This is a genomic window from Salinibacterium xinjiangense (assembly GCF_014645015.1).
Lineage (GTDB): Bacteria > Actinomycetota > Actinomycetes > Actinomycetales > Microbacteriaceae > Rhodoglobus > Rhodoglobus xinjiangensis.
This window is the reverse complement of sequence record NZ_BMLC01000001.1, coordinates 159,827-173,904: the sequence shown is the minus strand read 5'-3', so window position 1 is coordinate 173,904 and position 14,078 is coordinate 159,827. Positions and strand designations below refer to the sequence as shown.

13 protein-coding genes are annotated in these 14,078 nt (G+C 64.6%); 12 read left to right on the top strand and 1 reads right to left on the bottom strand.

The features are described 5' to 3' along the window. Positions 1-50 precede the first annotated feature (50 nt). Positions 51-806 carry an ABC transporter permease gene (locus tag IEW81_RS00815; protein WP_229671265.1) on the top strand — a complete coding sequence of 252 codons (756 nt, stop codon included), beginning with the start codon at positions 51-53 and terminating at the stop codon, positions 804-806. A gap of 33 nt (positions 807-839) precedes the next feature. Here the strand turns inward: IEW81_RS00815 and IEW81_RS00810 are convergent, their stop codons facing one another. Continuing rightward, on the bottom strand, positions 840-1,445 hold the full coding sequence (locus IEW81_RS00810; protein WP_097061988.1) for a LysE/ArgO family amino acid transporter: 606 nt from the start codon (positions 1,443-1,445) through the stop codon (positions 840-842). A 236-nt stretch (positions 1,446-1,681) separates the two neighbouring features. Between IEW81_RS00810 and pyrR the strand changes: the two genes are divergently transcribed. The 11 genes from pyrR to metK all read left to right on the top strand — a co-directional run bounded on the left by pyrR (position 1,682) and on the right by metK (position 14,065). Next, positions 1,682-2,209: a bifunctional pyr operon transcriptional regulator/uracil phosphoribosyltransferase PyrR gene (gene pyrR / locus IEW81_RS00805; protein WP_097061834.1), complete on the top strand. Its 528-nt coding sequence runs from the start codon at positions 1,682-1,684 to the stop codon at positions 2,207-2,209. Further along, on the top strand, positions 2,206-3,159 hold the full coding sequence (locus tag IEW81_RS00800; protein WP_097061835.1) for an aspartate carbamoyltransferase catalytic subunit: 954 nt from the start codon (positions 2,206-2,208) through the stop codon (positions 3,157-3,159). The genes pyrR and IEW81_RS00800 overlap by 4 nt, the downstream gene beginning before the upstream one ends. Next, positions 3,156-4,493: a dihydroorotase gene (locus IEW81_RS00795; RefSeq protein WP_097061836.1), complete on the top strand. Its 1,338-nt coding sequence runs from the start codon at positions 3,156-3,158 to the stop codon at positions 4,491-4,493. Before IEW81_RS00800 ends, IEW81_RS00795 begins: the two co-directional genes overlap by 4 nt. Further along, complete coding sequence (locus IEW81_RS00790; protein ID WP_143544738.1) at positions 4,486-4,977, top strand: PH-like domain-containing protein; 492 nt, start codon at positions 4,486-4,488, stop codon at positions 4,975-4,977. The genes IEW81_RS00795 and IEW81_RS00790 overlap by 8 nt, the downstream gene beginning before the upstream one ends. Positions 4,978-4,990: 13 nt before the next feature. Beyond that, positions 4,991-6,133, top strand: coding sequence for a glutamine-hydrolyzing carbamoyl-phosphate synthase small subunit (gene carA, locus IEW81_RS00785; RefSeq protein ID WP_097061838.1), 1,143 nt, complete (start codon positions 4,991-4,993; stop codon positions 6,131-6,133). Further along, positions 6,126-9,443: a carbamoyl-phosphate synthase large subunit gene (gene carB / locus IEW81_RS00780; RefSeq protein WP_097061839.1), complete on the top strand. Its 3,318-nt coding sequence runs from the start codon at positions 6,126-6,128 to the stop codon at positions 9,441-9,443. Before carA ends, carB begins: the two co-directional genes overlap by 8 nt. After that, entirely contained in the window at positions 9,436-10,284 is an 849-nt protein-coding gene (pyrF, locus tag IEW81_RS00775; protein ID WP_097061840.1) for an orotidine-5'-phosphate decarboxylase, read from the top strand. The genes carB and pyrF overlap by 8 nt, the downstream gene beginning before the upstream one ends. Further along, positions 10,281-11,189, top strand: coding sequence for a guanylate kinase (gmk, locus tag IEW81_RS00770; RefSeq protein WP_097061841.1), 909 nt, complete (start codon positions 10,281-10,283; stop codon positions 11,187-11,189). The genes pyrF and gmk overlap by 4 nt, the downstream gene beginning before the upstream one ends. 84 nt (positions 11,190-11,273) lie before the next feature. Further along, the gene (gene rpoZ / locus IEW81_RS00765) at positions 11,274-11,534 is read left to right on the top strand and encodes a DNA-directed RNA polymerase subunit omega (protein ID WP_097061842.1); all 261 of its coding nucleotides are present in this window, start codon (positions 11,274-11,276) and stop codon (positions 11,532-11,534) included. 116 nt (positions 11,535-11,650) lie between these two features. Then, positions 11,651-12,847 carry a bifunctional phosphopantothenoylcysteine decarboxylase/phosphopantothenate--cysteine ligase CoaBC gene (coaBC, locus tag IEW81_RS00760; protein WP_097061843.1) on the top strand — a complete coding sequence of 399 codons (1,197 nt, stop codon included), beginning with the start codon at positions 11,651-11,653 and terminating at the stop codon, positions 12,845-12,847. Positions 12,848-12,868: 21 nt separating this feature from the next. Then, a complete protein-coding gene (gene metK, locus IEW81_RS00755; RefSeq protein ID WP_097061844.1) occupies positions 12,869-14,065 on the top strand; it encodes a methionine adenosyltransferase in 1,197 nt (398 codons plus the stop codon). The last annotated feature ends 13 nt before the right edge of the window (positions 14,066-14,078 follow it).

Here is a 14,078-nt window from a genome sequence, read left to right as displayed (position 1 = left end):
ACGGATATTCGGCCGCCGGCACCGCGCTCAGCCAGCGACGCCGAGGGGCCATTCATTCGAAGCGGTGGGTGATTGCTCTCGGCTTCGTAGTGCCGGTGCTGCTGCTCGGTGGTTGGCAGTTCATCTCGGCGACGGGACTCGTACCCGCGTACCGACTTCCGTCACCGACGAGCGTCTGGCTGGCTGGCATCGACCTGGCCGCGCGCGGGCAACTGGGCCCGTACGTGGGAATCTCCGTGCAGCGGGTGCTGATCGGCTTCGTCGCCGGCGCCGGCATCGGGCTGGTCATCGGATCACTCGTGGGTCTCTCGAGGGTGGCAAGCGCATTTCTCGTGCCGACCATCGGAGCGTTCAGGGCGGTGCCGTCGCTCGCGTGGGTTCCGTTGCTCATCCTGTACCTGGGCATCAACGAAGACTCAAAAGTCACTCTCATCGCGATCGGTGCGCTGTTCCCGGTCTACACGACGGTAGCCGGAGCGCTCCGGCATGTGGATCCGCATCTCGTCGAGCTCGGTCGGGCTTACGGCCTGGGACGGCTCCAGCTGCTGCGGCAGGTGCAGCTTCCCGCCGTCGTTCCGAGCATCGTGTCCGGGCTCCGGCTCGCGCTCGCGCAGTCATGGCTGTTTCTCGTCGCGGCCGAGCTGATCGCGGCATCCATGGGACTCGGATTCCTGCTCAGCGATTCTGCCAACAACGGACGACTCGATCGCACGTTCCTGGCCATCGTGTTGCTGGCGGTGCTCGGGAAGACGACGGATGCGCTCATCGGGCTCCTGGAGATGCACCTGCTGAAGCGCTGGACCTGACGCGCTGGACCTGAAGCGCTGGGCCGCGGCCAGTTAGGACGGCAGTATGAGCCGCACCGCGAGAATGAGCATGACTGCGGCGATGCTGAGGTCGAGGATGCGCCAGGCCGCGGGCTTTGCGAAGAGCCCACGCAATAGCCGTGCGCCGAATCCGAGCGACGTGAACCACACGAGACTGGCCACGATGGCCCCGCCCGCGAACCACCACCGTCCCTCGGGTCCGTGAGCCGTCGAAAGCGAACCGAGCAGCAGCACCGTGTCGAGGTAAACGTGTGGGTTGAGCCACGTCAGGGCAAGCACGGTGGCGATCGCCGCCGTGCGGCTGATCGCATCGCTACCGCCGACCACGAGGGCATTCGGGCGGATCGCCCGGCGTGCGGCGACGATCGCATATCCGACAAGGAAAAGCACACCAGCCCATCGGATGATCTCCAGGATGAGAGGCGCTGCCGTCACGAGGGTGCCGATCCCGGCGACGCCGAGTGCGATGAGGATGGCATCCGAGAGCGCGCATACCGCGACTATGGGCAGCACGTGTTCGCGCCGTATTCCCTGCCGAAGCACGAAAGCATTCTGGGCTCCGATGGCGATGATGAGCGCTGCGCCCGAGAAGAAGCCGGCGATGACGGCGGAGAAAATCACGCTCTCACGGTATTGCCTGCGGGCGAATCAGGCCAATTCATGACGGGTACCTGCTTTCGCGGGCAATCGGTCCATGGTCACCCCACTCCGCCACGTGCCAAGGGTCGACGTTTGTGTGACCGACCTCCTCCGGGCCGACGGACGCTCGAAGAATGAGCCGGGGAATGGGCGCTACGATAAAAGCGACAGACATCCTTTAAGTTCCGTCCAGAGAGACGGGGAAGGGAGTCAGAATGACTGCACGCCATGTGCTGCAGCAGGCTGATATCGCCCGCGCTCTAACTCGCATCTCCCACGAGATCCTCGAGTCCAATCGGGGGGCGGCCGGGCTCGTCATCCTCGGCATCCCCACTCGCGGAGTCACCCTCGCGACTCGATTGAGCGTGATCCTGAACGCAATCGAGCCGGGAACCGTCAGCGTCGGCTCGCTCGACGTCACGATGTACCGCGATGACCTCGCGAAGAACCCCACCCGTGCCCCGGGCCGGACGACCATTCCCGCCGGTGGTATCGACGGCAAGACCGTGGTGCTCGTCGACGATGTGCTTTATTCAGGACGCACGATCCGCTCCGCCCTGGATGCGCTGAGCGACCTCGGGAGACCCCGCACTGTCAGGCTGGCGGTGCTGGTCGACCGCGGCCACCGAGAGCTGCCGATCAGGGCGGATTTCGTCGGTAAGAACCTCCCCACCTCCACGTCGGAACGAATCATGGTTCGGCTGGCGGAGATCGATGGCGTAGACGAGGTGACGATCGAATGAGGCACCTGCTCTCAACGAAAGACCTGTCCAGGGACGAGGCCGTCGCCATCCTCGACATCGCAGAGGACATGGCGGATGTCGCGAACCGTGAGGTGAAGAAACTCCCGACCCTCCGTGGCAAAACCGTCGTCAATCTCTTTTTCGAAGACTCCACGCGCACGCGGGTATCGTTCGAGGTCGCTGCCAAGCGCCTCAGTGCGGATGTGATCAACTTCAGCGCGAAGGGGTCGAGCGTGTCGAAGGGCGAGAGCCTGAAAGACACCGCACAGACGCTCGCCGCGATGGGGGCGGATGCCGTGGTCATCCGCCACGGGGCATCCGGGGCTCCCAGGGTCCTGGCAGACAGCGGCTGGATCGATGCCGGCATCGTCAACGCGGGGGACGGCACCCACGAGCATCCGACGCAGGCGCTGCTCGATGCGTTCACGATCCGTAAGCGACTGCACGGGAGTGCCTCGCGCGGCCGGGCGCTCGACGGGGTGACGGTGGCCATCGTGGGCGACATCCTGCACTCGCGGGTCGCGCGATCCAATCTCTGGCTGCTCTCGACGCTCGGCGCCAGCGTGCAGCTTGTCGGCCCGGCGACCCTTCTGCCCGTCAGCACCGAGGGCTGGCCCGCCACGGTCACCCTCGATCTCGATGCCGCCGTCGATGCCGGACCGGACGTGGTGATGATGCTGCGCATCCAGGCCGAACGCATGACAGCGGCATTCTTTCCGAACGCGAGGGAGTACAGCCGCCAGTGGGGGCTCGACGACGAACGGGTCGCCCGTCTTCCTGCGGCTAGCATGGTGATGCATCCGGGGCCCATGAATCGCGGGCTCGAGATATCCTCGGGCGCCGCCGACTCTGAGCGATCGACCGTGCTCGAGCAGGTCGCCAACGGGGTATCGATAAGGATGGCTGTGCTGTACCACCTGCTTTCTGGAACCGGGGAGGCCCGCGCATGAGCATCAGGATTATCGGAGCACGGTTGCCCGATGGAACCTCAAGAGATCTGTTCATCGAGAACGGCCGCTTCGTCGACCAGTTGTCGGGGTCGCAGTCGTCGGGGTCGCAGTCGATCGACGCGGCCGGGCTCATCGCCCTGCCGGGGCTCGTCGATCTGCACACCCACCTCAGGGAGCCGGGGTTCGAGCAGAGCGAAACAGTGCTCACCGGTTCCCGCGCGGCGGCGATTGGTGGATTCACCGCGGTCTTCGCGATGGCCAACACCCTGCCGGTGCAGGACACTGCAAGCGTCGTCGAGCAGGTGCAGGCATTCGGCCAGCAGCACGGCTATGTGACGGTTCGCCCGATCGGAGCCGTCACGGCCGGGCTCGCGGGGCAGCAGCTCTCCGAGATCGGTGCGATGGCACAGTCTCGAGCCCACGTCAGGGTGTTCTCCGACGATGGTCACTGCGTTCACGACGCGCTGCTCATGCGCCGCGCCCTCGAATACGTCACCACCTTCGGCGGAGTCGTCGCCCAGCACGCCCAGGATCCGCGACTGACCCTCGGCGCCCAGATGAACGAGGGCGCACTCTCCAACGAGCTGGGCCTGGCAGGCTGGCCCGCCGTCGCCGAGGAGTCGATCATCGCCCGCGACGTGCTGCTCGCCCAGCACGTCGGCGCGCGCCTGCACGTCTGCCACGTCTCGACCGCGGGATCGGCCGACGTCATCCGATGGGCCAAAGCCAGGGGAGTGGATGTCACGGCCGAGGTCACACCGCACCACCTGTTGCTGACCGAAGAACTGGCGCGCAGCTACGATTCACGATTCAAGGTGAACCCGCCGCTGAGGCGCGACGAAGACGTGCTGGCCCTCAGGGAGGCTCTCGCTGACGGCACCATCGACATCGTCGCCACCGATCACGCTCCGCATCCTGTCGAGGCCAAGGACTGCGCCTGGGGTGAAGCAGCCAACGGCATGGTCGGGCTGGAGTCGGCGCTGAGCGTCGTGCATGCCGCCGTCGTGGAGAGCGGAATGCTCGATTGGTCGGACGTCGCGAGGGTTCTGTCATCGAAGCCCGCCGAGATCGGTCGGCTGTCCGGCTACGACTCGGCATTTGCCATCGGGAGCCCGGCGAATCTCACGCTGTACGATCCCGCGGCGTCTCGTACATTCTCCGTGAATGACCTGCGCGGCAAGGGAGTCAACTCCCCGTACCTGGGGCGCCAGCTGCCCGGTCGGGTCATCACGACGATCCATAACGGCTACCTGACGGTAAGCGACGGCGAACTCGTCGATGCCGATACCGTCGCGAAGGATGCCGTTGCCGGCAATGGTGGCGCTCATGGATAGGACGATCCTGCAGGCCATCGTCGTGGTCTTCCTGGCAGTGTTGCTGCTCCTCATGGTGCTCGGCTGGATGGGCCGCCGCCGCCGCCAGCGCGACATCGTGCCGCTCCAGGCGGCTCCGGTCGACCTCGGCGCTGTCCTCACGACGCTCAACGGTAAGTACGTCGCGACGACAGGGAGTGGTGATCCACTCGATCGCATTGCTGTGCATGGGCTCGGGTTCCGCAGCAATGTGACAGCGGTGGTCGCCGAGACCGGCATCCTGTTGCAGCTGCCGGGCAAGGACCTGTTCATCCCGCGGGGCGACCTCCGCGACATCCGCAGGGCCACCTGGACCATCGACCGGGTCGTCGAAAAAGACGGCCTGCACCTCATCGAGTGGATGCTCGGCGACCGGGTCGTCGACAGTTATCTCCGTATGGCAGAGCCCACAGAATTCGAGCGGGCCGCCAGGTCAGTGCTCGCGGATAGAAAAGATCTCCCATGAGAAAGCAGGCGGCGTGAGTTTCGAACCAGCAGTACTTGTGCTCGAGGATGGCACTCGCTATCCGGGTCGCGCCTATGGCGCAATCGGTCGCACCCTGGGGGAGGTGGTCTTCGCCACCGGCATGACCGGCTATCAGGAGACCCTGACCGACCCGAGCTATGCCGGCCAGATCGTCGTGATGACCGCACCGCACGTCGGTAACACCGGTGTCAACGATGAAGACATGGAGTCATCGCGGATCTGGGTGTCCGGATACGTCGTCCGCGATCCCAGTCGTGTCGTCTCCAACTACAGGGCGAACGGATCACTTGGTGACCTGTTGGTCTCCGAGCGGGTCGTCGGCATCAGCGGTATCGACACTCGGGCCGTCACCCGACGGCTGCGGGATGCCGGGTCGATGCGCGGCGGTGTCTTCTCCGGCGCGGATGCGGCTCTCGATCCTGAAGCCCAGCTATCCATCGTGCGCGATGCCGGGCTGATGTCTGGCCAGAACCTGTCTGCCGAGGTCTCGACGGAGGTCGGCTATGTCGTCGCGCCTGACGCCGGGAGCATCGGTCGCCTCGCCGTCCTCGACCTCGGAGTCAAGACCTCGACGATCAACCACCTCGTCGCTCGCGGCTTTGAGGTGCATGTGCTTCCCCAGTCGATCTCGATCGATGAGCTGCTCGCGATCGACCCGGTCGCGGTGTTCTACTCGAACGGGCCCGGCGACCCCGCGGCATCCGACGGCCATGTCGAATTGCTGCAGGACGTGCTGAGAGAGGGTTTGCCGTTCTTCGGGATTTGCTTCGGCAACCAGTTGCTCGGTCGCGCCCTCGGCTTCGGCACGTACAAGCTGCCGTTCGGGCACCGCGGCATCAACCAGCCCGTCGTCGACGTCGCCACGGGTCGCACCGAGATCACCAGCCATAATCATGGCTTTGCCGTGGATGCCCCGATCGGGGCGATCTCGGAGAGCCCGGCAGGCTTCGGGCGTGTCGTAGTGAGCCACGTGAACCTCAACGACAACGTGGTGGAGGGTCTCAACGCCCTCGACATCCCGGCCTTCTCGGTGCAGTACCACCCCGAGGCCGCCGCCGGGCCGCACGATGCCAATTATCTCTTCGACCGATTCCGCGACATGGTGCTGAGCGCCCGGAAAGAAACCAATGCCTAAGCGCCCAGACATCAACTCCGTCCTGGTGATCGGCTCAGGCCCGATCGTCATCGGCCAGGCTGCAGAGTTCGACTACTCCGGCACCCAGGCCTGCCGTGTGCTGCGCGAGGAGGGCGTGCGGGTCATCCTGGTCAACTCGAATCCGGCCACGATCATGACCGATCCTGATTTCGCAGACGCGACATATATCGAGCCGATCACGTGGGAGGTCATCGAGACGATCATCGCGAAAGAGAAGCCGGACGCGATCCTGCCGACCCTGGGTGGCCAGACCGCCCTGAACGCTGCGATCGACCTCCACAAGCACGGCATTCTCGAGAAGTACGACGTCGAGCTCATCGGCGCCAACTTCGAGGCGATCAACAAGGGCGAAGATCGACAGATTTTCAAGCAGCTCGTGCTGGATGTCGGCGCTGACGTCGCGAAGAGCTACATCGCGCACACTGTCGCTGAGGCTGTCGAGTTCGCTGAGGATCTCGGCTTCCCACTGGTGATCCGTCCGAGCTTCACTATGGGCGGGCTGGGCTCGGGATTCGCTTACGACCGAGCAGAACTCATTCGCATGGTCACCGACGGACTGCACCAGAGCCCGACCACGGAGGTGCTGCTGGAGGAGTCGATCCTCGGCTGGAAGGAATACGAGCTCGAACTCATGCGCGACACGGCAGACAACACCGTGGTCGTCTGCTCCATCGAGAATGTCGACCCCGTCGGCGTGCACACGGGCGACTCCATCACGGTCGCTCCTGCACTGACCCTCACCGACCGCGAATACCAGAACCTCCGTGACATCGGCATCGAGATCATCCGCGCCGTGGGCGTCGATACGGGTGGATGCAACATCCAGTTCGCCATCGACCCGGCCACCGGTCGCGTGATCGTCATCGAGATGAACCCCCGTGTCTCGCGATCGAGTGCCCTCGCATCCAAGGCCACCGGATTCCCGATCGCCAAGATTGCCGCGAAACTGGCCATCGGCTACCGGCTCGATGAGATTCCGAACGACATCACGAAGGTGACACCAGCCTCGTTCGAGCCGACCCTCGACTATGTCGTGGTCAAGGTCCCGCGCTTCGCGTTCGAGAAGTTCCCCGCAGCCGATGTGCGGCTGACCACGACCATGAAGTCGGTCGGCGAGGCGATGGCGATCGGCCGCAACTATTCGACCGCTCTCCAGAAGGCGCTGCGCTCGCTCGAGAAGCGGGGCAGCAGCTTCCACTGGGAGGGCGAACCCGGCGACAAGGCCGAGCTTCTGGCCGTGTCATCCATTCCCACCGACGGTCGAATCGTCACTGTCCAGCAGGCCATGCGTGCCGGTGCGACGACAGCCGAGGTCTTCGAGGCCACGGCGATCGACCCGTGGTTTATCGACCAGATCGCGCTGATCAACGAGGTTGCGGACGACATCGCCTCCGCAGGAGCCCTCGACGCGAATCTCCTCAGGCTTTCCAAAGACCACGGTTTCAGCGACGTACAGATCGCACAGCTTCGCGGAATCGCCGAGGCCGAGGTGCGGGCGCTGCGCTGGCAGCTCGGCGTGCGCCCCGTCTTCAAGACCGTCGACACCTGCGCCGGTGAATTCCCTGCGCTCACGCCGTACCACTACTCGAGCTACGACCTCGAGACCGAGGTCACGCCGAGCGATCGACGCAAGGTCATCATCCTCGGCTCCGGTCCGAACCGGATCGGCCAGGGAATCGAGTTCGACTACTCCTGCGTGCATGCGTCTTTCGCCCTGTCGGATGCGGGTTTCGAGACCATCATGATCAACTGCAATCCCGAGACCGTGTCAACTGACTACGACACGAGCGACAGGCTCTACTTCGAGCCGCTGACGCTCGAGGACGTGCTCGAGATCATCCACGCCGAGTCGCAGTCCGGCGAGCTCGTCGGTGTCGTCGTGCAGCTCGGCGGCCAGACCGCGCTGGGTCTCGCACAGGGACTGAAGGATGCGGGCGTGCCGATCCTCGGCACGACCCCTGAGGCGATCGACCTCGCAGAAGAGCGTGGGCTGTTCTCGAAGATCCTGGCGGAGGCCGGACTCATCGCCCCGAAGAACGGAACCGCGACCGACCGCGACGAGGCGATCACGATCGCCGAAGACATCGGGTACCCGGTGCTCGTGCGCCCGTCGCACGTTCTCGGCGGTCGCGGCATGGAGATCGTCTACGACTCCGAGTCGATGGCCGACTACTTCGAGCGGGTCAAGGATCAGGCCATCATCGCGCCGGGCTCCCCACTGCTGGTCGACAGGTTCCTCGATGACGCCGTCGAGATCGATATCGATGCGCTCTACGACGGCACCGAGCTGTACATCGGCGGCATCATGGAGCACATCGAGGAGGCCGGTATCCACTCCGGCGACTCCGCCTGCACCCTGCCCCCCGTCACCCTCGGGCGTGACGTCATCGACCGCGTGCGCGAAGCAACACGGGGGATCGCGGCCGGAATCGGCGTGCGTGGGCTCATCAACGTGCAGTTCGCCATCGGCCAGGGAATCCTCTACGTGCTCGAGGCGAATCCCCGGGCATCCAGAACCGTCCCCTTCGTCTCGAAGGCGCTGGGCATTCCGCTGGCGAAGGCAGCTGCGCTGGTCATGGTCGGCCGCGACATCCGCTCGCTCGTTGCCGATGGCATGCTGCCCGCACAGGACGGCTCCATTGTCCCGATGGATGCACCGGTCTCGGTCAAAGAGGCCGTGTTGCCGTTCAAACGTTTCCGCACCGTCGAAGGCCACGTCGTCGACTCGGTTCTCGGCCCGGAGATGCGTTCGACCGGCGAGGTCATGGGCATCGACTCGAATTTCCCCAAGGCGTTCGCGAAGAGCCAGGAGGCCGCGTATGGGGGCCTCCCGTCGAGCGGAGCTGTCTTCGTGTCTGTCGCCGACCGTGATAAGCGTGCCATCGTGCTGCCAGTGCTCCGGCTGAGCCAGCTCGGATTCAAAATTCTCGCAACCGAGGGCACAGCAGAGGTGTTGGCTCGCAACGGCATCGAAGCCAGGGTGGTTCGCAAGTACTTCATGGGCCAGGAGGTCGTCGAGGGCGAGCCCTCGATTGTCGAGCTCATCAACCGGGGCGAGGTCGACGTGGTCATCAACACGCCGAGCGGTCGAAGCGCCAGGGCAGATGGATACGAGATCCGCACGGCCACGGTCGCCGCCGATAAGCCACTCTTCACCACGATCGCCCAGCTCGGTGCGGCCGTGGCGTCATTTGAGGCGATCCGTGACGGATTCGAGGTGCGTTCGCTGCAGGATTATGCGATCGACCGCGCGGAACGATTGGCACGGTCGCAAGTAGCACATGCTTAGTTTCGGCGAGCGACTGGACGCTGTCTTCACCACGAGCGGTCGTCTGTGCCTCGGCATCGACCCCCATGCGTTCCTGCTCGACGAGTGGAGCCTGCCGGATTCGGCCGCGGGTGCTCGTGAATTCGGCCTTCGGTGCGTGGATGTCGCGGCCGGGGTCGTCGGAATCGTCAAGCCGCAGGTTGCCTTCTTCGAACGTTTCGGCTCCAAGGGTTTTGTGGCGCTGGAGGCCGTACTCGCTGCGGCTCGCGGAGCCGGGCTGCTCGTGATCGCCGATGCGAAGCGTGGCGATGTTGGCTCGACCGTTGCGGCATACGGCGCAGCCTGGCTCACACCGGGTTCTGCGCTCGAAGCCGATGCGATGACCCTCGCTGCGTACCAGGGCGTGGGTTCTCTCACGGATGTGATCGATCTTGCCAACGCTGGCGGTAAGGGTTTGTTCGTGCTTGCGGCGACGTCGAACCCCGAGTCGGTCGATACGCAGACCGCCGTGCTCGGCCGGGGTGAATACCGCGGGCGAACGGTGGCCGCGAGTATCGTCGAGGAGGTGCAGTCTCTCAATTCTTCAACGCCGGGCCTCGGCTCGATCGGTGTGGTGATCGGGGCCACAGTGCGGTCGGCCGACTACGGCATTGACGCATCCAGTCTCTCGAAGACACCGGTGCTCGCCCCGGGATTCGGCGAACAGGGTGCGCTGATCACCGAACTTCCCGCCCTGTTCGGCCTCGTGTCGGGCAACGTCATCGCCAACCTCGGCCGCAGTGTGCTTCGCGCTGGCCCCGATGGCGCGCGCACCGAGCTCAGCAGTCAGGCCGCCATCCTCGCCTCGGGAGTTGCACGATGAGCCCGAGGCCGGCACCACCCGAGGTGGACCGGGCGGCGGCGGGTCGGGCAGCAATCGCCGCGAGGCGGGCTCGAGCCGCCGTCAAGCAGTCAATCGCGTCGAAGCAGAAGACCGCGCTGGCTGTGGCGCAGTCCGCGTGGTCTGATCCCGCGAGTGCCGGGGCAACACTTCGGGTGACCGAGCTCCTGACGAGTGTTCCGACCCTGGGCCCCGCTCGCGTGGGACGGGTCATGGCCGAGCTGGGCATCTCAGACAAGAAGCGGGTCGGGGGCCTCGGTATTCGCCAGCGCATCAGGCTTCGTGACTATCTCGTGACCCGTCAGGGCGCCGAGCCCAGCCGGCTCATCGTGCTCGCCGGGCCGACGGCGGTGGGCAAGGGGACGGTTTCTGCGCACATCCGTGAGAACTTTCCGAACGTGATGCTCAGTGTGTCGGCAACCACTCGCACCCCGCGTCCCGGCGAGATCGACGGTGTGCACTACTACTTCGTGAGTGACGAGGAATTCGATCGTAAGATCGCCGACGACGAGTTGCTCGAGTGGGCCGTCGTTCACAACTCCTACCGCTACGGCACGCCGAGACCTCCCATCGATGATGCTCTCGCCGCCGGAAAACGGGTCATGCTCGAGATCGATCTGCAGGGTGCCCGACAGGTCAGGGCAGTGATGCCCGAGGCACTTCTCGTGTTCCTGCTCCCCCCGACGTGGGAAGAACTGGTGCGCAGACTGATCGGTCGGGGCACCGAAAAACCTGAGGAACAACAGCGTCGACTCGATACGGCAAGGATGGAATTAGCGGCCCAGGATGAGTTCGACGCGAAGGTCGTGAACCGGGAAGTCAGCCAGGCAGCCCAGGAAGTCGTAGAATTGATGGATGCGCCCATCGGCGCCCCGATTTCCCGCTGACTTTCGCTGTCGTCATGCACAGAGCATCGTGCGTGGCACATGGCCGTGCAGCACTAACCAGTCCCCACCAGGCAAGGAGCCCCCATGGTTGACAAGCACTCCGGCATCATCGACCCGCCGATCGACGAACTGCTCTCGAAGGTCGACTCGAAGTACCAGCTGGTCATCTTCGCGTCAAAGCGCGCCCGCCAGATCAACGACTACTACGCCGACCTGCACGAGGGAAGCCTCTTTGACAATGTCGGACCCCTCGTCGACTCGACCATCGAAGACAAGCCGCTCTCGGTTGCGCTTCGCGAGATTAACGAAGACAGGCTCGAGCTCAAGCGCCTGAGTTCAGAGTAACTACCGCCGCTTTTCCGTTGTCGGTTTCGGAGACCGGGTCGATGCCTGTTGAAGCTACGCCTGTCGGCGCCACGCCTGCTGGCACCATGCCTGTAGGCGCCCTGCCCGCTCACGTGATGGCACGTCGGCTTAACGTGGTCGTCGGTATCACAGGCGGTATCGCTGCGTACAAGGCTGTGGGAGTTGTTCGGGCCTTCGTGCTCGCTGGCCACGACGTTCATGTCGTCGCCACAGAGGGTGCTTTGCGGTTCGTCGGCAGGCCCACGCTTGAAGCGATCAGCAGGAATCTCGTCCACTCGGATCTATACGAGGGGGTGGCTGAGGTCAGGCACGTCGCCATCGGGCAGGCAGCAGACCTGGTCGTGGTGGCTCCCGCCACCGCTAACTCGATCGCCAAGCTCGCTGGAGGATTTGCCGACGACCTGCTGGGCAACACCATCCTGGCCAGCACCGCGCCCGTCATCATCGCCCCCGCCATGCATACCGAGATGTGGCAAAATCCGGCGACCGTAGCGAACGTCCAGCTGCTGCGGAATCGCGGAATCACCATCGTCGGCCCGGCGGTCGGGCAACTGACTGGCACGGATTCCGGCCCAGGCCGCATGTCAGAGGTCGACGAGATCGTTGCCGCGGGGTTATCGGCCGTCGCTCCGCAGGATCTGGCGGGTCGTCGCATCCTGATCACCGCCGGTGGCACCAGGGAGCCGCTGGATCCCGTGCGCTTTATCGGTAACCGTTCGAGCGGTCGGCAGGGTGTGGCGTTGGCCACCGCAGCTGCCGCCAGGGGAGCCGAGGTCACGCTGGTCGTCGCGAATCTCGAGGTCGAGCATCCTGCATCAATCCGCGTCATCACGGTCGGCACGACGGCAGAGCTCGCCGAAGTTGTGGCGGCAGAGGCACCGTCCCACGGGGTCGTCATCATGGCGGCCGCCGTTGCCGACTACCGACCAGAGCGAGTGGCAGAGTCGAAGATCAAGAAAGACCGCGAGGGCGACGTGCTGGAGCTTCGGCTTATCCGCAATCCCGACATCCTCAGGTCGCTGGCCGATCACAGGGTGCAAGGGCAGCTCATCGTCGGATTCGCGGCTGAGACCGAACTTGATGACGCGAAGCTGCTCTCGCTCGGCCGGGAGAAGATTGCGCGCAAGGGCTCAGACCTGCTCGTGATCAACAGGGTTGGCTGGACCGAAGGATTCGCAACGGCCCACAACACGATTTCCGTGGTTGATTCGTCAGGTGTGGTCGCCGCCGAAGCTACCGGCACCAAACTGTCTGTCGCCGACCGTATTCTTGACCTCGTATCAGCACGCTAATCACCTCTGGAGTTTGACAGTATGAGTTCACCGTTGCGCCTGTTCACCTCTGAGTCCGTGACCGAGGGTCACCCTGACAAGATCTGCGACCAGATCAGCGACAGTATCCTCGACGCCCTTCTCGCTGTCGATAAGAATGCGCGCGTCGCAGTCGAGACGCTCGTCACTACTGGTCTCGTGCATGTGGCCGGTGAGGTCACCACCGTCGGATACGTCGACATCCCATCCATCGTGCGCAAGCGCATCTCGGATATCGGCTACATCTCGTCCGACGTGTGGTTCGACGGCCGATCGTGCGGCGTGTCAGTGTCGATCGGAGGGCAGTCTCCCGATATCGCACAGGGCGTCGATAACGCGATCGAGAGCCGCGAGCAGTCGAGCGAAGACGATGGCGACGTGCAGGGCGCCGGGGACCAGGGGCTCATGTTCGGCTACGCGACCACCGAGACGCCGGAGTTGATGCCGATTCCGATCTGGCTCGCTCACCGCATGGCTGAGAAGCTCGCGGCGGTGCGTCACGAGAGCGCCGTCGACTATCTGCGGCCAGACGGCAAGACCCAGGTCACCGTCGGTTACGACGGGGTGGTGCCGCGAACTGTCGACACTGTCGTGCTGTCTACCCAGCATTCTCCCGATGTCACGACGGAGCGGCTGCGTCGCGAGATCGAAGAGCTCGTCGTACGCCCGGTGCTCGCCACGTCGAATCTGGATTCATCGAACCTCCGCGTGCTGATCAACCCCACGGGGCGGTTCGAGATCGGTGGACCCCAGGGCGACGCCGGGCTCACCGGCCGCAAGATCATCGTCGATACCTACGGTGGAGCAGCTCGCCACGGTGGCGGGGCGTTCAGCGGAAAAGACCCGTCGAAGGTCGACAGGTCCGCCGCATACGCCATGCGTTGGGTAGCCAAGAATGCTGTCGCTGCGGGTCTTGCCGACCGCCTCGAGGTGCAGGTCGCCTACGCTATCGGCAAGGCATCGCCGGTTGGGCTGTACGTCGAGACCTTCGGCACCGCGCACGTCGACGAAGATCTGATCATCGAGGCGATCAACAGTGTCTTCGACCTCAGGCCCGGTGCGATCATCCGGGATCTCGATCTGCTTCGCCCTATCTACGCGGCGACAGCGACATACGGCCACTTCGGTCGAGAGCTGCCCGAGTTCACCTGGGAGCGCACGGATCGGGTCGACGCATTGCGCGCCGCCTGCGGACTGTAGTGCGACCAGACTG